The sequence below is a fragment of the Candidatus Neomarinimicrobiota bacterium genome, assembly GCA_034716895.1.
In the GTDB taxonomy this organism is placed as follows: domain Bacteria; phylum Fidelibacterota; class UBA8477; order UBA8477; family JABMPR01; genus JABMPR01.
This window is the reverse complement of record JAYEKW010000013.1, coordinates 1-21520: the sequence shown is the minus strand read 5'-3', so window position 1 is coordinate 21520 and position 21520 is coordinate 1. Positions and strand designations below refer to the sequence as shown.

Sequence of the window (21520 nt, the reverse complement as noted above, 5' to 3'; positions counted from 1 at the left end):
AAACACCTCTTCATAAACTTTGAATGTGCTTTCATACCAGTGTACAGCCACACCATAGACGTATTTATTTGCTTGATCTGCAGGAAATATCACATCGGTCCAATGTTCAAGTCCATCACGATTCTGATCATAAACAAGTATTTTGGTGTTTGAGAGCCCTGCAGACTTTAACCCAGGTCCCAGATGATTCTGGACAAATTCGCTCTGCGATTCAGGTGTAAAATGCATGCTTTCCCATTGACCATTGTTGCCATGCGGTTCATTGACAGGTGTTAGACCCCAAATGTCAATCCCAGCATTTTTATATGCTTCAATATATTTGATGATGTAATCTGAGTAGGTTTGGACATACTCCGGTTTCAATGATCCACCTGTTCCCTGATAATTATTTTCAGGCGTCATCAGCTGATACCAATCCTCAATATCCTTCATCCAGGCAGGAGCAGTCCAGGCAGAAGCTATGATTCTCAATTCAGGATCATCCTGATTCCTCTTCACAGACAGGGCTTCCTGAATCATCGGAAGAAGATCATATTCAGTATCTTTTATGCCTGGATGATCTGAGGTTCTAAAGCCTCTCAAATCCTCGGAGATATTGAAATCCCTCAGATCTGTATCACCAGGTGTATCGGCATACGAGTACTTCCCATCCACGCAGAAGTCACAAGCTCCCATGTGAGTGCGGGTCAGAGAAAAATTTGCACCCTGCTCGCCATAGACGTTTTGCATCACTTCTTTCCTCTTTTGGGGATCCAGATGTGCAAGCACGTATGCGGATGATTCTGTAAACGAGGTGCCAATCCCATCAATAGTCTGTTTCACACTATCAGGATAGATATAGACTGCGATACCCTGAGCTGAGCCCACTGTAAACTTGACATTTTCTTTTAGGGATTGACGGTCACCACCTGAAGAGGTCAAGATAATCTGAGAAGTGCTCAAGCTCAGTTTTGAGGAATCCAGAGCCTGAGGATTCGGATTCTTTGCACAGCTACTCAACAATAGGCTTGAAGCAATTATCAAAGAGACTAGATGTTTGGTTAACTTATTAATTTTCAAGCCCTTCCCCTCCCACAACTGTCCCACGCCTGCTTTCAAGTTCTAGTCTGATCTCGTGTGCTTTGGTCTCTGTAATTTCATAAGTCCACATAATAAACAGGGCAATCGCTGACGTGATCAGCGGTATTCCAATATCGAATACTCGAATCATAAATAGCGTGCTATCGGACTGAGCTGCACCCAGAGCTACATCGAAACCAGCTACTTTGAGGAGTACACCAGTTAGTATAAGAGCCAGTGCCATTCCAACCTTCACCATCCACCAGTAAATAGCACCAAAGACACCTTCTCTGCGCTGATGGGTCTCCAATTCATCATAATCACATACATCGGAGATCATTGATCCCATGAGTGTGAACAGAGAGCCTGTCCCAAAGGCAACAAAGGGGGTAGCCATGAGGAGTAGGTATGGGATGTCGGGATTATAGCCGAACCATTTGAGCGCATAGCCAAATAATGAGAGGGAAATTGTGAGCATAAAGGTTTTGCGTTTGCCGAACTTGGTGGCGATGTATCCTGTAAGTGGGATCACCCCCAGAGTGCAAATAGAAGTCAGCATACCGTACCAACCCATGAGCTTGCCAGCATCCCCGTCATTTCCTCCAAAGAGATAGTAAATCATAACATAGATGGAAAAGGACATACCCAGTTGGAAGCCATTGAAAACCAGAAAGGTAGTTCCGCAGATCTTGAGGAAAGGTGAGCAACTCAGGGTTGTTTTAACACCACCGAAGAACTCTTTCATATTAGTCATCAATCCCTTGCCTGCATCGACTACAGGTGCGAATGTCGGTCTTTCCCTGAGGAAAATCGCTGGTATGATACCGAAAACCACTACTACACCACCTACAACCAGTGCCAAAGAGCGCGCACCATGTACCGTATCTCTAAACAGCGTACTCGACATGATGGCATAGAACCAGGGAACGGCCAGCCAAGCCAGTTGGCCAACAGTATTGGCAAATGCATGTAGTCGTGTCCGTTCATGGTAATCGGCTGTCATTTCGTAACCAAAAGCTACAAATGGCGTGGCAAACACGGTGTAAGCCAGGAAGAACAGGATGGACATTGAAAGGAATAACCAGAAATAGTATACGTAAAAACCATCACTTTTCTTGAGTTTGATAGACTGGATAGTGGCAGTGCCGGCGCCGGTTAAACCAACGAATTCAACAGAAATCCTGTCGATTCCCTGAAGATCCAGAACCCCATTGCCCTCTACTGAATCAGCAGATTGGATACTCTGTAGTTCAGCCAGGTCAAATTTATAGAGGCTACCATCTTTCTCTTTCAATTGCGCATCACTGAGATTGATGGCATATGTTTCACCATCTGAGTTTGAATCCATAGATTCATAGAAATTAAGTCGCAGCTCCGACCCTTCAGGTTTTAATACATTGATTTCTATTTGAGGAAAGCCATCCAGATTGGTTGAGATGCTGGAGGTAGTATCTACCGCCAATGATTTTGGACCATAAAAAACAAATTGAGCAGTGGACTGAAGGCTTGCATCATAATCCAATTCAACTCCCCCTGCGTTATTGAAAACGACTGGTGATTGATCAATGAAGATGCTTTGATGATCCTGTACAGGCGCTTTCTTAAGGAAGTCTATATAGCCTGAAGGAAGTTGCCACATAAATGCAAAGATGATTCCGGCCGAAATTGCACCAGCAAAAATAAATGGACGTCGCCGACCCCATCTTGTTCTGCTATTGTCAGAGATGTATCCCACCAGCGGATCAGAGATGGCATCAAATATTCGGGGGATTGCTCCGATTAATCCAACCCAAAGAACATCCATTCCCAATCCAAGGTTCAGGATGACAACCATGGCAGGCATAGCTGCTGCCTGAAGGTTGTTGACTAACATACCTATGGAATACGCAGCTTTTTGCTTCAGAGAGATTCGATCTTCTGGGGGTGTTTCGTAATGCAAATTTGCACTCATCCGTGAGAATCCTTTATTGCCTAGTATGAATTATTAGCATGATATTATTTGCCTAAGATCAGTCAGTCAATGTCCTGGTAAACTCTGATATAATCGATGAGCATAGTTTGAGGGAAGGTCGTGTATTGATTAGGTGACCCGACATAGTTACCACCTACAGCGAGGTTTATAAGGATAAAGAAGGGGTGGTTGTAGGTCCATTCTCCAGTCACATCAGTGCTGGATAATGACAGATATTGATGTTCATCTACAAACCAGTGAATGCCATCAGCATCCCACTCAACGGCGAATATGTGAAAATCAGTGTCAAAGCGGGCGGCGTTGAGATTGTAAGAACCTCCGATAGATTCGCCGCCCGAATATCCAGGACCATGCAAAGTACCATGTACGGTGCTTGGTTCTTGTCCACGATATTCCATTATGTCAATCTCACCGCAATCAGGCCAACTTACTGAGTCAATATCATTACCTAACATCCAGAATGCGGGCCAGAGACCCTGCCCCCAGGGTAGCATGATGCGCGCTTCATAACGACCATAAGTACTTTCAAACAGACTTTGGGTCTTGATTCTGGCGGAGGTATAGTTCAAGCCCTCGTAGCTTTCTTCTCTAGCAACAATGGCCAGGTTACCTTCACCATCTAGAGACACATTCTCAGGTCGGTCACTATTATATTCTAATTGATTATTTCCCCAACCAGAACCATTTCCCCAGGTATCGTAAACCCATTTTGTTGAATCAGGAGATTGACTGAAGGGACCTTCAAACTCATCCTGCCAGATAATTTGCCAGTTTGGTTCATCCGGTTCTGAATTGCTGCTGCAGCCGGAAATGCAAACCAGTTGAACGGCAAGAATCAAAATGCCGGCAAGTATTGATTTTCCAGACGTGAAAAGACTCCGGATCAAATATTTTATACTCTCAGCCATCATTCCTGTTGCTTTGTTCATCATTGTCCGGTTTGCTGCGATAGAAACCGGGTTCGGCAAAAACTTCATCCAGAGCTAGGGTGGCAGCACCAACACTCTCAGCCTCTATGCCCAATTTTCCGGTTCTTATCTCTGTGGTTGCTACTGTACCGACCAGCGAACATTCTCTAATCATTTCTTGCGACCGTTTCTGCAGCATGGTGAGCAATTGGCTCATTTCACCGCCCAGAATGACCCTACCAGGATTCATCATATTGATCCAGCTAGTGATAGCAATGCTTAAGTACTCAGCAGATTCTTCATAAAGCTGGAGCGCTAATTCATCACCTTCGCTGACTGCCTGGTCAATGCTTTCCAGAGATGGTTTACTGCTAACTAATTTGCTCTTTGGAAATTTTACCTTTAACTCTTGCACTCGTGTTTCCAGGGCAAGACCACCAACCTTAGTGACAAGACACCCTTTCAGCCCACAAACACATTCAGCACCGTTTGTGTCCACTGAGACATGGCCCATTTCTCCAGCGATTCCTGCGGAACCGCGATAAATCTCACCATTGAGGATAAATCCAGCTCCAAGACCATAAGCGATCTTGACATAGGTCAAATCCTCAACACCACGACCGGCTCCCCAGCGGTACTCTGCCAATGCACCGAGGTTTGCATCATTGTCTACAAATACAGGAACATTGTAGTGCCGATGTATAAGCTCAAGTTCACTACGACCACGCCAGGCCGGGATGACAACCTCTGAAATCCATTCCGGGTGGTCCGGATCCACGGGACTGGGTAGGGCAACTCCGATGCAGAGAAGCCGCTTCTTACCGTTTTTTTCCTGGGCGAGACAGGAATCACAGATTTGGAATACGAGATTACGAGTACCTTCAGGATCTGTTCTCACAGAATAACTACGCTTTTCGAATGCTAATACTTGCCCGCTCAGATCAATGAGAGAGACGGAAACATGGGTAGCACCAATATCTACACCTAGAATAACCCGTGTATTATTTTGGAATTCGAGAACGATAGGCCTGCGTCCCCCGCTGGAGACACCAATCCCCACTTCTTTTATAAAGCCTGACTGGAGTAGGTCTTTTATGACCTCCGTAACCGTTGAACGAGACAATCCTATTTGCCTAGCAATCTCAGCCCTGGATATCTGATGCTTACGCCAGATCAGATGGAGGACTGAATCAGCTAAGGGGCGAGCTTCCCATTTATCAGTAACTCGTCGACCCAGGGAATCAGATTGAACATAACCCGCCCGGGTAGTTCTATCTGGGTTTTTGCTAGGCGCTTTCATCGATACAGGTAAATGTTATCAACAAATACAGTTTTTAATCCACCACCTGAAAACGCAAATACAAGTTGAGCAAGATTCGACTGTGCTGTTGAACCGGAAAAGGCACTCATAGGTACGTCAATGGAGATCCATGAATCTGAAACAAGTGCTGGATTACTACTAGCTGAAAGTATGAGGACATGCGATACATCATCACCCCCTCCGTAGGCACCATCAGGACCAAAATCATTCACTTGCAGCTCAAAAGAACCTGCTCCAACATAATCCGGTGTCCAGATATCCATATGAAAATGAGTCATATCAGAAGCATCTACTTGCTGGTCGAGAAACTCAACACCGGCAAAGTTGAGAGTTGTATAAAGCATCATATTATTGCTATCAATGTCAAATTCGTTCACTTCAGCAGTAGACCAGGTCCAATATGTGTACCAGTCCATATTGCTGGTTACACTGGCGTAGGAATCACTGAATAGAGATAAGACATCTGCTGGATCTTGTGTAGGATCTGTTGCGGCAGACTCAGGGGCAGAATCAACAGTGACTGTCAGTGAGCCTGAGGCATCCAATTCACCCATTTTTGCTGTAATGACTGCGCTTCCCAGATTATTTAAGGTCATTGTCCCATCTTCATTGATACTTACTACAGTGGAGTCTGACGAACTGAAAGTGAGGTAGGCTGGTTTAACAACAACATCCACCCCCGTACTGCTCACATCATAGTGAACTGTTGCCTCAGTAGTGATAGGAATCGTGGTATATTGAAATGCTACCATGCTCTTAGTACCAATGTCGGCGGCAGGATGAGCAATAGTCCCTAGATGTTCATACCTGAGTTCATCTATCCAAATATCATATCCAAACTCGTATTTCTCAGCTATTGAAAAGGTAAAAAGACCACCCTGCGCTGTGTGCAGCTCAGGTCTGGGAAGTGGAATACTATATTTTTTCCATTCTGTTGTTAAGCTAACTGTATCGAGAGTCGCGACATAATCAAGGTTGATAAAATCATTTCCCATACCTAGCGCATTCTTCAAACCTACATACCGTGAAGATTTAGCCCAAAATGTCAAAGCATCATATGAACTTAAATCACGTAGACCTGCTGTTGTAAATACACCACCAGCATAACTGTGGCCCACGCCAGGCACTGAAATTTTTATTGAAGAAGCACCGCTATAATACTCGCTATTATCGATACCTAGTGCATCAAGTTTTGAGTTGTCAAATGCGTAATATTGGACACCTGGTCCAAAACCATCCATGAAGACCTCTGCATCTGTTGGAGGTGGTGCAGGGCTCAAAACTCCCGTATCCCGTTCGCATCCGATTAACCCAAGGAGCACAACCAACGACACTACAAGTGTGATAAGAGTTTTAATCTTAACCAACATTTGATAACCTACTATTCTATTTGTTAGTTCTGTATTTTTCATCCTCTACCTCCCTATATTCAAGTGAAGATAGGTTTGGATTTGCCACTCTTTGCCATCATCAAAACCCGTTGCTTCAGGGTCACAAGTCATGATACCCAGATCGTTCATGGTTTCAGTTGGGCAATATCTCGGAGAATATTGATCTAGTGTACGGTAAGTGTAATTTATACCAAGACGTGTTCCCGGCAGATCCCACCAACTGGCTTTTCCAACAGTGGTGGAAATATCAGCAATCAGTTGTAATGGATAGGTTAGATTGTAGTCACGATGATAATCATATGGGCCCCAATCATTCATTTTTATCTGGGTCATGAGCTTCATTGATCCCATGACGAGGCGCAGATCTGCTCCGCTACGTTCTACTACCCGTGGATCATCACCATTGGGTTCCCCTTGCCCCGCATACATGTTGACAATAATGCCCAGGTCTGGACTAAGCTTAGAAACAAATCGTCCATTCACTTCCCAGATATCCTTAGCTGGCGGTGCCCCGGGAAAAGCAAAAGTAGTTCGACCATCTGCCAAAATACCAATTGAAGCATCCTGGGTTGTCGCATGCTGGCGTAATACAAAATCAATGCTCGCTGCGAAAGGAGCGTCTTCAACAAGATCATTATTCCACTCATACATCCAAGTAGCTGGTGTTGGGTCGTAAGTTAACAGCATTTCATAAGCTGTCATCTCACGGTTAGCTCGGACTGCGAATGGATCAGCTAGCACGTTTCGTGGACGACCAGGCGCCGGTACATCGCTGGGAATAGGATCAACCAAAGGTTTTTGCCAAAGAATATTTGGAGCAATCTGCCAATTGCCTAATTGAAGAGTCAGCCCAGATATGATATTTACTTGATTGCCACTACCAGTATCTTTCAAATGCCAACCTGCAAAGGTTTGTGTCGCCGTAGGTCCACCAGCAGCAACGATGCCCATGGAAGCGCCTTGCAAATACCAATTAAGACGACCACTGGAGTATGTCACTTTGAATTTTCCACCGTAAGTATCTGATTCCCGTACTGTATCCTGGAAAACCTCATAGCTGCCAGAGCTACCTTCAACAATTTGGAAAGTCTCATCAATTTTAGTGGCTCCTGACCAGATTCCCCCCAGCTCTAGCCCAAGACCACCCAGGGTAGTTTCCAGGTGAAGGGTAGTTTTTTTAGTAGGCGGAAGAGGCACTGCAAAAGAACTGACTGCCGCCCCCTGTTCATCAATATCCTCATGATAAACACCGGTAATTCCGAAGGGTCCCATCGATTGCTGATACTTGACTAAATATGCTGGATTGGCACCCCACCATAATTCTGGACCATAGGCTAGTTTAAGCCCATCCAGAAATCGCTTACCGGTAATCTCGACGCCCAGTGGCGCTTCACCATTGTATATGTCAATATTGTATCCATAATTCGCTTCCGGATACAAACCAAAAAAATCACCTTCATAACCCCAATGATAGTGACCTGTTCTATAGAAACCTTCGAGCTTAAATAATTTATCGTCCCAGGTAATTTGAGCATTGTAAACCTTAACTCGTTGGAGACCGGCCAATTTCAAGGGACCGTCTTGAGTGAGAACTGTACTTACCAGACCTCGATTTTCAAAATAGATCTCATCAATAAGATTTTCCGCAACATGACCGAGATAATTTACTGAAACGCTTCCAGTAACATTCGGTGCTGGATTTGCTTCCACCGTGATGTAATACGATTGCATATGATCAAAACCCTGAAAACCTGGCTTGGCAGTGCTGCCTGCCACTTGATCCTCTGGTGTACTGATGTTTTCACCACCAGTATTAAAGGTTTCAAACTCAACCCGTAACCCGCTAACTCTTATTTTTTGACCAGATTCGCTATTTAGAGCTGCTTTGTCACCACGGGCTTGAAGGGCAGCAGTTACAGGAGAAATGACCGCAAAATGTCGTTTGATATATTCTCTATCCACACTAGGATCGTATGGATTGAGGGCATGTACACGCTGAAGGGCATAATAAGCTGCCCGGGGATAGAGTTGATAAAGTCCACGTGAGTCAGTGGGTCCTTTGGCGCAGATCCCAAACCATTCCTCATTCATGTTGTTTTCGCCCTCTACAAGATCGTCGGGATATCCGCCGTTGGCCCATGAAGCATTGTTGTCATGAATATTTAGATTAGATGTCTGGCCATATTTCCACCAGCCATCACTAAATTGAAAAGTGAGTCCTCCAATGGCGTTCCCGACACGACCTTTTCCACTGGATTGCTCATAGATCTCTTTCCAGTTTCCTATTAAATACTTTGCCTGCATTTCCTGGTCTTCAGCCATGTCTTTCGCATTAAATGCATCTGAGCCAAATTCGGTAAATAAAACGGGAACACCGAGTTTCTCGTCAACAACCTGGAAAAAATCTCTAAAGGATATACCACGATAAACATTGCTCCCAAACACATCCAGATTTTCAATTTCTTCAGCGATGATATCGACAAATAGCAGATCGCCATTTGCAATTGCTACGGGACGTTTAGGATCAATTAGGTGAATAGTATTGATTGCCTCATTAAATAATGAGTACATATGGTGGGCTCGAACAGATTCGATGGTTTCACCTTCAGGTATATCCTCTGTCTCAGCCCCTTTCCAAAAGAGACCATAGTTATTCTCATTGCCCAGTAACCACATAAGGACACCTGGAACATCCTGAAATTCAGCGACTAAAGCAGTGACCTCATCCATAACTCCTTTACGAAGATCGGGATCTGAATAATCAACATTAGGTACCCAGGCTCCGTTGATATTGAAACCATAGCGGGCGAAGGAATGATTCAGAATGGTGAAAATGCCATACTTCTCATAAATGTGTTTAACCCAACGAGGAGGTATCCCCGAATACTGACGGATGACGTTGACGCCCATCCCCCTCAGCAGTGCCATCTCTCGATCAAGCGCTGCGGTGATAATGTCATCCGATTGATTCCAGAGTGAATATGAGTAATTGGTACCAATTGGGAAATAATCCCAATTCATCCCATTGACCATGAAATCTTCCCCATCAACTTGAATTCTTTGTCCTGTGCTATCAGAAACGACAGCCACAGTTGCAACGTGGTCTGCTGCGTATGCAAAACCTGACATGCAAACAACCATCATCAAAACAACGGGCGAGAAACTGTAAACTTTCTCAAAAAGCCTGCGAAGTTTTGTCCTCATCGAAACCTCCTCAACTATTTATTAAAGAACATAGTGTTTAGCTCAAGATGACAACACAGTGGGAAATAGTAGCAATGAAGGCAAGTGCGATAGCCAGATCAGAGTCGCTGCTGTTGTGAGGCAGCTTGTTATCAATTATCAGGTCAAAATAATACTTTGTTCGTTTACCGTACAAAGTATATACAGCTAGAAACGTATGTCAAGGAAAAAAGGATTATGTTCTGAAATTGAATCTGTAATAGTACAATTGGTTTAACCAACCCTTTGGTTTTATACCAAGTGCACCTCCAACCTGCACCCTAACTTCTTCAGCTTTTTCTATTTCTCTGCACTTAAAGTTCTTACCATAGCTATGGCTACGCCTGCCTATGCCGAAGTCGGTCTCCACGTAGGCAGGCTTCAAATTATGAAGCTTGACGAAACCGCTAGAAGTATCTGAGAATTCATAAAATGTGCCCTAAAACCATTAAATACAACCACATATAGTGAATAAGCCTAAAACCATATATAACAACACTTTGCGTCTCTGCGCGCTCTGCGAGGGGTCGTTTTTGCGAGACCATCAAGCTTCTAAAACGAAAAAATATTTTGAATTTATAGCGCACCTTTGAAGTACAATTGGTATTATTCCATTTCATTCAACACTCCCTACCATATTTATTGACTATTGCTCTCTATTTATAAGGCGCATCTTTTGTGCGCACACATCTATTGATTTTATTATTCATTTAAAAAGAAAGGGTAATTGGGTTCTATGATGAAGCAGACAACGAACTCGCCAGTGATAGTGATGACTCAGGAATCTATATTGCCCGTATTGGTGAATGGGCTCCAACCACAACAGGTAATTATTATATCCGAGTTGAATCCAAGATTGCCAATAGTGAAGGGTATTACGTCATATTTATCCATGAGTGGGATTGACCATATCCACCTGAAATAGCGCAGTTCTTTTATACAGAACCGGACATTATTAACACCTGTGATTATTATATCAGATTGGAAAAAAGTTGTAAATGATTGTTTGTTTTTAGTTTTCACCGCCCATATTCTATGCAAATGTCAGGAGAGTCCGCTTTGGACGATAATGCTTTCGACAGCTGATATGTCGAGGAGCCTGACAAGTAAAGATGCCACCTTAAGTGGCAATGTTTAAGAAAGAGGTTCAAATGGCTGAAGAATTAGTCAACGGTGTAGTCAAATGGTTTAACGATGCAAAAGGCTACGGATTTATCCAACAGGAAGACGGACCGGATGTGTTTGTTCACTATCGTGCGATCAATGGTTCCGGACACCAAACATTGAAAGAGGGACAGAACGTTACTCTTAATGTCACACAGGGCGAAAAAGGTCCTCAGGCTGAGAACGTTACTGCCGTCTAATTCTTTTATAAGAATTTAATTAAACGCCGGTCTCCTTGGAGTGCCGGCGTTTTTATTTTAACCTCTTTATAGCGTGCACCAGTTTCACTTCCCTACAGGAAAGACACCTTCCATTTACGCCTTTCAGGTACCGTCAGATAAATCATCATTGACGGCCTCGCAAAAAGTACCTCTCCCACGTCTACGCTCTACAAGCTTCGCCGCACAGGCAGAGCGCGCAGAGCGTTGTATTGAGTTCATCGAAATGACGCATAGTGTTGATTATCATAAACATACGCCATATTTCCGTAACCTGTAAAGAATATTGTAGTTAAGCGGTCACTGAGCCCAGTCGAAGTGTCGATTTTCATGTTTTTTTAAATACTTTTTGCGGTGGCGTCATCATTGGAGAACCACCATTTTTATGGTTTGACTAAATGATCCAGCTTGAAGACGACAGAAATACACGCCAGTACTGATCGGATTACCTGATCGGTCCAAACCGTTCCACTGCACTTTATAATTACCAGGCGGTTTTGATTCATCCAACAGCTGTATGATCTGCTGACCTCTAATATCAAACACGGTAAGTTCAACCGGAGTTTGCTCAACCAGACTATAGCTGATAGTAGTGACCGGATTGAAAGGATTAGGATAATTCTGATTCAACCTAAACTCATCTGGAGTCTGCCGAGTATAATGATCTTCATCAACAGCCACCGGTTCGATCATCTGGAACTTGATCGCATCCGCCCGCAGAACCGATCCCACAGTGCTGGTTCCCGGATCGTGAACCTCCAACGCGACAGGTACTCCTGCCGGCAGATAATAGCGTCCGAGATTCACCCAATCACCACTCCCGGCATTTTGATCCTGATACACCGAATCAATGGCATAGCCCGCCACTTTTAAAATATATAAAGCAGCGTTACTTGAATTAACCGTATTTGGAACGATCTCAAAAACATCGTAGATTCCGGAAAATTCCAGATCTAAGGTAAACGTTGCTGAGGCATCTAGATTCAACCAGGTGTAGCGACTGGAATTTCCCCAGGCCTGAGCCACACTGGTGTACCATTCCCCGCCCTCGCTGTAGTGATCAGTATACTCATTATCTACAACCTGAAAGGGATATTGGGTTTCTGCAGTGACCATTACCTGGAGTTCAGGATGCATGGGATCATCATTCAATATGATAAGCGTATCCAAGAGTATGCCTAGATCAGTTGGATGGAGACAGAGTGACACTTCGATCTGATCCATGCTGCCTACTGTAAAGGGGGTCGACAATTCGGCGCTAACATGACCTGCACTACTCAGAATACTCTGAATGGTAAGTTCCTCCAGTCCCCGATTGCTGATCTCAATAGTCCGGCAACTGGTTTCATCCAGGATCACTTCACCATAATTCACCATATTGCTGGAAATCCGAATATCCCGCTCCCTCACCCCGGCTGAAAATTTAACCACATCCACTGGTATGCTGGCCGAGGTCACAGAATCCGGCAGGTTGCTGAATAGTTCCAGGACTGGATCCTGACCCTGCTCCAGAAATGGGGTTCCCAGATAGATCCACTCGTGAGCTGGTAAAGGCGCTGTTAAGATAGTTGTATCACTATCTGCGCCCGAATACAATACAAACTGTAGCGGACAAGGCGACGAGGCAACATCAGGAACCTGGATAAAGATATGATAATAAGCGGTCTGCTGTATCGCCGGAATCCAGGTAGTGTGTATGGGATGATCTGTGTCCACTTGAGCGATGCGAGAGTCAGTGCCCCAGGCTGCTTCACTCTGAGGACTCCAATTCCCGCTTATTTCCAGGTATTGCGGATCTGCATTATCAATGTAGATATCGTCTGGAATGGGTGTTATAAAAGCAGTTGTGATATTCCCTGAAGTATCTGTGGCAGCAACGCCGAGTTTTGCCAATTCCTCAGGATGGGGAATAATGTCAGTATTCCAAACATTCTCAGCAATTTCCGTGCAAGTCAACACAGCATAGCTTTCATCCCTGAATTTGGCTGACACAAAGGGTTGGGGTTGAAAAAGAGCTTCATCGCTGGAAATGGTATAGTAGCGGTCATTTCCTGAGAAATGCTCTTCAATACTGATCATAGGACCTGTTGTATCTACCGTTCCCCGCCAGCGCTGCATTGCTTCAATAGCCGTACAGTAACGGAAATCGACTTCAGGGTACAGGTCAGCCGCATTATGGGCTAGTTCATCCATAAGACTAACATTATCCAGAAAGTCATTTTCCGGGAGATGTGCCCAAAAACAAGCGACCTGATCCACTCCGGTACTGGCCTGGGCAAAAACAGCTTCCATTAATCCCTGAGAATTAACCCTCTGAAAGGGGGCTGAACGGACATTCCAGCCGGGACCATCCCCATCCAATTGATAATTTTCCAGCGAGGGTCGGTAGGGTATAAAATCAGAGGGAGCTTCTGACCAGTCGAAAGTATTGTCCAATGGCTCCTCCATATCGGTACGCTGAGCAGGCCAGTCATTGTGCAGGCTATAAGGCAAGAGATCATTCAGATAATGCTGCCAACCATTATCCATGTAATGCCAACCACTTCGGAAGGATACTGGGAAAACATTCTCTTCCAGGAGGAACTGCGCGAGGGTCACATCAAAATCGTCCCGGCACTCCTCAAAAGTCAGAGATTGGTTCCAGTAATAGGCTCCATCCTGATCATAATCGGTCCATTTGAAGGTATGATAGTGAAGACTCAGCTCATCGCCGTTTTGGAGCACCTCATTTCCATGATATTTCTGCATGAGATAGAGGGTCATGATATTGGGCACGGGAACATTGGTATTGGTGGCATAGCGAAAGATGTTTCCTGCCATCATCCACCAGGTCATTTTGAGGGCTTGTCCATAGGAATCAGTATATTGAGCCCGGAAAGCGGGATCCATAACCCCATAGGCATTCTCTGTTGGATCGGTATAGAGCGCTTGATTGTAAGTGCATTCATAGCGGTTCACCGACATGCCATCCCAGATCGCCGTATCTGAACCCAGAACGAGATAAACGGTTCCCGTTGACAATAAAATCCCTGGTAATGATCCAAGTACGAATAGGATTTGTAAAATTCTTCCAGCTTTCATGGTGCATCTCCAAAATTGATTGTTTCAAATTAACCGGAAAGTATGCAATTTTCAAATGAGGACTCGCATGTATTTCTAAATCGATCTAAGGGTTTTCGAAGGGTGCGATGACAATTCGATTATTTATCGACAGAAGATTTTCGATCACGTTCATAAAATATTAAGAACCAAATATACATGATACAATGTGATCTCTGATGTTTATGCAATTACATGAATATCAATAACTTATCATTTACCCCACGCTAAAGAGACTGTGTGAATACTTCATTGCAATGGAATAATTACTTTCTAACCTTAGCTTTAGTTGTCTACGTATAGTGCTGTTACTATTGACGCTTACCCCAGGCTTCAGCCTGGGGGTAATAAAAACCTTTAAAAAGGAGGGCTTTAGCCCAACAATACTGGGCAAAAGCCCCAGGAGATAGTAGGTTATCATATCCCCAAGCTAAAGCATGGGGTAAGTGTTGTCCCTATTCTCACACACCCTCTATAACCCTTATACCTTGATACCTTTGTACCCCAGAATATTTTATTGACCCCCCCAATCTCAATGATTGTATCCAGATACGCATTATTATGATGAACCAAAAAAGAACATGATCTACATTCATCCTGATAAATTATATATTGGGGTGTCGTATTTCATGTAAACTATTGCTAAAAAGGAGGCATCATGCGCGCCGTTAATCCTGCGACCGGTCAACTGATCAAAGAATATCAGAATCATTCTGCTGAAGCGGTCAACACGATCATCGATCAGACCCACCGGACCTGGCAGTCCTGGAAGACAACAGATTTCAATCACCGGCGAAAGCTCATGCATCGGGCTGCTCAGGTCTTACGCGACAACCTGGAAGAATACGCCACCCTCATGACCCTGGAAATGGGCAAGGTCATCACCGGTGCTCGGGCCGAAGTTGAGAAATGCGCCTGGGTGTGCGACTATTATGCCGAACATGCAGAAAGCTTCCTCAAAGATGAAATGGTGGAGACCACAGCCTCAAAGAGCTTTATCAGCTACGAACCCATTGGAATTGTTCTGGCAGTCATGCCCTGGAATTTTCCTTTCTGGCAGGTCTTTCGCTTTGCTGCCCCAGCCCTCATGGCCGGTAATGCCGGCGTCCTTAAACATGCTTCCAATGTCCCTGGTTGCGCTCTGGCCATTGAAGCCGTCTTTCGGAAGGCCGGTTTCCCCGAGCATCTCTTCAGAACCCTGATGATCCCGGCCAGCGAAGTCGAGCCGGTGATAATCAATCAATATGTTCAGGCAGTGACCCTCACGGGCAGCGAAACTGCTGGAAGTCAAGTTGCTGCCATTGCAGGACGCGAACTTAAGAAAACTGTCCTGGAGCTGGGTGGTTCAGATCCGTATATCGTACTGGAGGATGCCAACATTGATGTTTGTGTAAGTGTAGCTGCTGAAGCAAGGATGATCAATACAGGTCAAAGTTGTATTGCGGCAAAACGCTTTATCGTTGTTGAGTCCATGGCGGCGGAATTTGAAGCTAAACAAGCAGCCATCATGACCGACATGACCCTTGGTGATCCCCTGGATGAGAAAACCAGGGTAGGCCCCATGGCGCGCCTTGATCTCAGAGATGAACTCCACACCCAGGTGACATCTACTCTTGAAAAGGGCGGACGATTGGTTACTGGCGGGAAACCGGTTGCAGGCGCCGGTGCATACTATGAACCCACGGTTGTGGCCGATGTAAAACGGGGTATGAGTCTCTACCATGAGGAGACTTTCGGACCTGTTTCAGCCATTATCCCAGTGCACGATGCTGAGGAAGCGATTGAAGTAGCCAATGATTCTGATTTTGGTCTGGGTGGATCGATCTGGACCCAGGATATCAAACAGGGCGAAGCGCTGGCCAGACGCATTGAGAGCGGAGCCGTCTTTGTCAATGGCATGACCATGTCAGACCCCCGCTTACCTTTTGGTGGCGTAAAACGTTCCGGCTATGGTCGTGAGTTATCCTATTTCGGGATCCGCGAATTCATGAATATCAAGTCGATCTGGATCGCTTGAGACAATCATCAACAATTTATCATCCTTGCTTACTGGCGTAAATCCGATTAATTACAGCTTAACAAAATGACAGATAGCGGAGGGTAGGATGAACCAAAGAATAGCGGCTGATAACTCGAGTGATTTTGGAGATTCTACTGAGTACAAACGTGACCTGGGTTTAATTGAAGCAATCTCCATTGTTATCGGTCGCATTATTGGATCTGGAATTTTCAGGACCCCCGCTCCTATCATGGCCCTGGTTGGTTGTACCGGACTCTTTGGTCTGGTTTGGGTGCTCGGTGGCTTTGTAACCATTTTTGGAGCCGTGGTCTATGCCGAGCTGGCAGCCATGATGCCTCGCTCCGGCGGTCCCTACGTCTATCTCAAGATGGCCTATCACCCCTTCTGGGCTTTCCTCAGGGGCTGGGCCATGTTCTTTGTATCCGAGACCGCGTCCATCGCTGCTGTGGCTTTGATCTTTGGAGAATACTTGAAAGCCCTGTGGATCATCGCATTTGGAAATCCATTTGGTCAGCTCGCGCTCTACCTGATCGCTCTGGCCACAATCTGGCTGCTTACTATCGTCAACTTATTTGGAGTGCAACTCAGTGGTAAGATCCAAAATTTATTTGGCGCAATTAAGGTCGTTGCCATTGGTGGTATCATTGGTGTTAGTTTCACCAGTTGGTCAACTGGATCGTTTGGAAATTTTGTTAACCCCCTCTTCCCTGAAGATTTTAATGGTTCCACTTTCCTGGCCGTTGGTGCTGCTTTGCGTTATGCCTTTTTTGCTTTCAGCGGTTGGGAAGGTGCCACCTACATTGCCGAAGAAGTTAAGAATCCCCGGCGTAACCTGCCTTTATCCCTCTTCATTGGAATTGCTGGTGTAATGGTGCTCTATCTCGGTGCAAATGCAGCTTATCTTTTTCAATTGCCTCCAGCTACCATTGCAGAGTCAAAATGGGTTGCCACGGAAGCCATGAAAGTCGCCCTGGGCGCAACCGGGGGAATTTTGATCTCAGTAGCAGTCATGCTCAACACTTTTGGTAATGTGAGTACACAGATACTCTGCAAGGCCCGCGCCTGGCAAGCCATGGCCAGAGATGGAATGTTCTTTAAGAATTTTGCTAAACTCAGCAAAAAATATAAAACCCCCAATAATGCATTGATCGGCCAAAGTCTCTGGGCCACCGTATTATTGACTTTTGCTGTTTCAGCCGCAAATTCGTATGAGACCATCATTGATTTTTTCTCTGCAACAAGTGCTGTCTTCAATCTAATGGTCTTTGCAGCGATCTTTGTCCTGCGAAAAAAATATCCTGATGTTCATCGACCCTACAAAGCGTGGCTGTATCCCTGGAGCTTGATCATTGTCTTTGTGATCTATGCAACTTTCTTTGTGATCACGCTTATGACCACTTTGATCCCATCTTTAATTGGTTTGGGACTCACAGCAACCGGCTCTATCTATTACTATTTCTTTATCTATAAACGCGGTGTTGTGAAAAATATTTGAGAGATGAACGAAAATAGCTGAGACCACCTATTGATCGGCTCCTTTACCCTGCTCAACTAAGCTGACGAAAAGGTATGTCCAGTTAGCCCTCTGCTCATAGCAAGGTTCAGATATCCAGGATTACTAATGATTCTTCAGAACCAACAAGAGAGCTATTTAAATTACAGTTTCAGAGTACTTACACGGGAAGACACTTCGCGTTTATTTAGATCGGTAGAATTGGTATTATTCCTTTGGGTGGCTTGAGAGCAATAACCATTTCTCAAGCAATTTCACGTGATGAATGGCAGTTATTTTCTCTAAAGGATTGCAATAGAGATACGATACTCAATATGTTGAGCTAATCTATTGAGATACAGGTACGATGCCAAAAATAAATAATACACTCAAGGATACAGATCTACTCCATCAGAGTCTTGCTGACTTGGTCAATACCACGGAATCCCTTTCTGATTTTGCCGAAATGTTCTTCGATCTGATTTTGGAGGATACCAGCATTTCAGATTTTGCTCTTGCTTTTTATGATGCGAAAAAGGACATAGTTTCCTTCCCCTTTGCCAGGGGTAAGAGGGTCAATCCTTTAACACAAGCCCTCCAGGATATCAACTCACCGTTGGGAATGATCATCGCACAGCATACTGCATTGGTGATAAAAGCTGATGAATATTTGGACTATTGCAATGATGGAACTACCATTGAAACAATTCCAACTGTCTGGTGTGGTCTTCCAGTTTTCAAAAATGATCAACTCTTTGCTATCATTATTCTGATCGCAACTCATAACGATACGGCGATCCAGCTCGAAGCTATGCAAGCTGATTTAACAGCCTTGCCCAAAATATTTTCACCCTACCTCGAGCTTAAGTTGCGTCTGGAAGCCCTGGAAAATAACGAGATCAAATATCGACGGTTTGTCGAAGCCTCCATAGATATCACCTTTCAGATCACCCGCTCTGGCTATTTTGATTACATCAGCTCAAATGTTGAGACTTTATTTGGATGTGATCCAAAATCGCTTATTGGCAAACATTTTAAGGTTACAACGCCAATAAATCAGGTTTCCAAGGTTATTGATGCCCTTAAAGATATCAGCAAGGGCAAAACAATTCGCAATCTCAGTCTGCTTCAAAAAGTAAAATCGGGCGCTTTAGTTCCCATGGAAGTCAGTGCCAGTCCTATCTCCCGAAATGGAGATATTATTGGTGCCCAGGGTACCATGCGTGATATCAGTGAACGTCATCAGGCCCAACAGGAAATCGAGCGTCTGGCTTTCTTTCCCCTCGCCACTCCCATGCCTGTGGTTGAGGTTGATCTCTATGGAGTTCCCAGTTATATCAACCCGGCTGGGATCCAATTGCTCGATCAAATGAATTTGGATATGGATCAGGTCTCTGAGATCATGCCCAAACAATTCAAAAGTGATATTCGTGCTGCCCTTTCTGAAAAGGGCCAGATTCCCTCCCGTGAAGTAACTCTGAATCGCCTACAGTTTTTGTGGTCCGCCTTTTTTCTTCATAACCATAATTTGCTTCATTTCTATGCTACCGACATCACCAATATCAAGGAAACTGAAAGGGAGTTAATTGAAGCAAAAGAGATAGCGATCCAGCATGAACAGGTCAAGACCATGTTCTTGGCCAACATGAGTCATGAGATCAGAACTCCGCTTAACTCAATTCTAGGTTTCACTGAATTGGTTGAAGAGGAAGTAAAAAACAAATTTGATGAAGATCTACAAGCATATTTTGAGATCATCCGGGTCAGTGGGAAACGGCTTTGGCATACTGTGCATGAGATCCTGGATATTTCACAGATAGAAACAGGAACCTTTACCCTGAAGATTGAGACCATTGACCTGGCAAAAATATTACGCGATTTAGGTGCTTCATATCGCTCTAAAGCAGAAACGAAAAATATTGAACTCCTGGTAAATATTCCCAGTGGCCAACTCATTATAGCAGCCGACGAATATTGCGCTACTCAAGCCCTGATGAATCTCATCGATAATGCCATAAAATATACCAATACTGGATACGTAAAGATCTCCACTGAGATCAGGGAAAATGAGATACTGGTATACATCAAAGATACTGGCATCGGTATGTCACGAGAATATCAGGAACGTATGTTCAAAGCCTTTTCCCAAGAAAGTGCCGGTTACACAAAACGGTTCCAGGGTGTTGGTTTGGGACTTGCTTTAGCCCATCGCTACCTCAAGCTGCTCAAAGCCAAGATCGATCTGGAAAGTGAGAAAGAAGTTGGCAGCACCTTTGGAATTCATTTTATGGTTAATCCAAAAGTGCCCTTAACTCAACCGGAAACAGCTACTAAGACGGGTTCAGTGGCTGCGCCGCCAACTGCTCCAGAAACGATAAGATCCAACGTTTTGGTGGTTGAGGATGATCCAAACTCTCGAAAACTGGCTGGTTTCACGCTTAAAAAAGATTTCGAACTTTTCTTTGCCGAATCGGTTGCTGAAGCTAAAGAACAGCTGGTTGCCCATGATATTGAATTGATCCTGCTGGATTTATCTCTCACAGGGGACGAAGATGGACTGGATTTGGCACGATTCCTGCGAAGCGAGGACAAATGGAAAACAACACCAATAATTGCCCTTACCGCCCATGCATTTACATCAGACAGAGATCGTTGCATGGAAGCAGGCTGTAACGATTTTATGACCAAGCCTTTCCGCCGTCTGGAGTTGCTGGAAGCAATTAATAAGCTGGTATTGCCAATCATGCCTGACGGGAAGGATCCCAGATGAACAAACGGACATCATTGAAAAAGAAAACACTCCTTGTGGTTGAGGATGACAAAGGGTCACGCCTGTTGATAAAACATTTTCTGGAGAAGCTTGATCTAGACGTCATTGATGCTGAAACTGGAGAAGAAGCCCTTGAATTGGTCAAGAATGAACCGGTTGAAGGCATGTTACTGGACATTGCTCTGGGAGCCGGGATAAATGGGTTGGATCTGGGTGAAAAATTAAAAGCAGATCAACGCTTCAAAGATGTACCCATGGTTGCAGTAACAGCCTTTGATAAGGATTCACTGAAAAAGCTGGAAGAGATCGGATTTACCGGATACCTGCACAAGCCTTATTCAGCTGACGAGCTAAAGGCACTTCTGCACGAACAAACCATACACAATCAGCGCCGTAAATTATTATTATAGTTTATAACAGCCACTTCTGAGCCTCATCCAGCTTACCGGTCTTGGCGTAGAGTGATGCAATCTTTCTTCTCGTTTCAATGACCTCAGGCTGTAGGCGGTTTAGCTGTAAATAGGTTTGCAGGGCTGCTTCATATTCTTGCATTCTCAGTAGAATGGTTCCAATAGCATTTAGATACATTGGTGATTCCCCTGTCAGTTGGATCAACTTGCCAAGCACATCAAGGGCTGTGGGCCAATCTTCCAATTTTTCCAAAGTCTTGAAATATTGTTTTAAGACATTCTCAGAATTCAGATTATCATTCAAACAGGTTTGATACGCATTTGCAGCGTCCTGCCATTGTCCCAGCCTGAAGTGGATGTCAGCTATGGTTCTCCATACTGCCAACGGATCAGCTTCAATATCAGTCGAGATACTTGTGCCCTGTTTTTGAATCTGTTCCTGTCGATCAAGTAATGCTTTTAAAGCTGTAAGAG

The 21520-nt window shown here is 44.6% G+C and carries 13 protein-coding genes; 5 read left to right on the top strand and 8 right to left on the bottom strand.

Annotated features, from left to right (window positions below):
- The 6 genes from U9Q77_00915 to U9Q77_00890 all read right to left on the bottom strand — a co-directional run.
- The coding region (locus U9Q77_00915) for a glycosyl hydrolase (GenBank protein MEA3285922.1) at window positions 1–1059 on the bottom strand (1059 nt) is incomplete at its 3' end.
- On the bottom strand, window positions 1049–3010 hold the full coding sequence (locus U9Q77_00910) for an MFS transporter (protein MEA3285921.1): 1962 nt from the start codon (window positions 3008–3010) through the stop codon (window positions 1049–1051). The genes U9Q77_00915 and U9Q77_00910, both read right to left, overlap by 11 nt.
- Window positions 3011–3072: 62 nt before the next feature.
- A complete protein-coding gene (locus U9Q77_00905; GenBank protein ID MEA3285920.1) occupies window positions 3073–3963 on the bottom strand; it encodes a glycoside hydrolase family 16 protein in 891 nt (296 codons plus the stop codon).
- Entirely contained in the window at window positions 3932–5239 is a 1308-nt protein-coding gene (locus U9Q77_00900) for an ROK family transcriptional regulator (protein MEA3285919.1), read from the bottom strand. Before U9Q77_00900 ends, U9Q77_00905 begins: the two co-directional genes overlap by 32 nt.
- The gene (locus tag U9Q77_00895) at window positions 5236–6672 is read right to left on the bottom strand and encodes a hypothetical protein (protein MEA3285918.1); all 1437 of its coding nucleotides are present in this window, start codon (window positions 6670–6672) and stop codon (window positions 5236–5238) included. Before U9Q77_00895 ends, U9Q77_00900 begins: the two co-directional genes overlap by 4 nt.
- Window positions 6673–6675: 3 nt before the next feature.
- Window positions 6676–9855, bottom strand: coding sequence for a glycoside hydrolase family 2 TIM barrel-domain containing protein (locus U9Q77_00890; GenBank protein MEA3285917.1), 3180 nt, complete (start codon window positions 9853–9855; stop codon window positions 6676–6678).
- Window positions 9856–11024: 1169 nt separating this feature from the next.
- Here U9Q77_00890 and U9Q77_00885 point away from each other — a divergent pair.
- Window positions 11025–11237: a cold shock domain-containing protein gene (locus tag U9Q77_00885; protein MEA3285916.1), complete on the top strand. Its 213-nt coding sequence runs from the start codon at window positions 11025–11027 to the stop codon at window positions 11235–11237.
- A gap of 381 nt (window positions 11238–11618) precedes the next feature.
- On the opposite strand, the gene U9Q77_00880 is transcribed toward U9Q77_00885, so the two are convergent.
- Complete coding sequence (locus U9Q77_00880; GenBank protein ID MEA3285915.1) at window positions 11619–14336, bottom strand: T9SS type A sorting domain-containing protein; 2718 nt, start codon at window positions 14334–14336, stop codon at window positions 11619–11621.
- A 676-nt stretch (window positions 14337–15012) separates the two neighbouring features.
- Here U9Q77_00880 and U9Q77_00875 point away from each other — a divergent pair.
- The 4 genes from U9Q77_00875 (at window position 15013) to U9Q77_00860 (ending at window position 21046) form a co-directional block, all read left to right on the top strand.
- Window positions 15013–16371 carry an NAD-dependent succinate-semialdehyde dehydrogenase gene (locus tag U9Q77_00875; GenBank protein MEA3285914.1) on the top strand — a complete coding sequence of 453 codons (1359 nt, stop codon included), beginning with the start codon at window positions 15013–15015 and terminating at the stop codon, window positions 16369–16371.
- Window positions 16372–16459: 88 nt separating this feature from the next.
- Window positions 16460–17869, top strand: coding sequence for an amino acid permease (locus U9Q77_00870; GenBank protein ID MEA3285913.1), 1410 nt, complete (start codon window positions 16460–16462; stop codon window positions 17867–17869).
- Between the two features lie 364 nt (window positions 17870–18233).
- On the top strand, window positions 18234–20636 hold the full coding sequence (locus U9Q77_00865; protein MEA3285912.1) for a response regulator: 2403 nt from the start codon (window positions 18234–18236) through the stop codon (window positions 20634–20636).
- On the top strand, window positions 20633–21046 hold the full coding sequence (locus tag U9Q77_00860) for a response regulator (GenBank protein ID MEA3285911.1): 414 nt from the start codon (window positions 20633–20635) through the stop codon (window positions 21044–21046). Before U9Q77_00865 ends, U9Q77_00860 begins: the two co-directional genes overlap by 4 nt.
- A gap of 1 nt (window position 21047) precedes the next feature.
- Here the strand turns inward: U9Q77_00860 and U9Q77_00855 are convergent.
- Window positions 21048–21520 (bottom strand): tetratricopeptide repeat protein (locus U9Q77_00855; protein ID MEA3285910.1); only part of this gene is annotated, 473 nt, incomplete at its 5' end.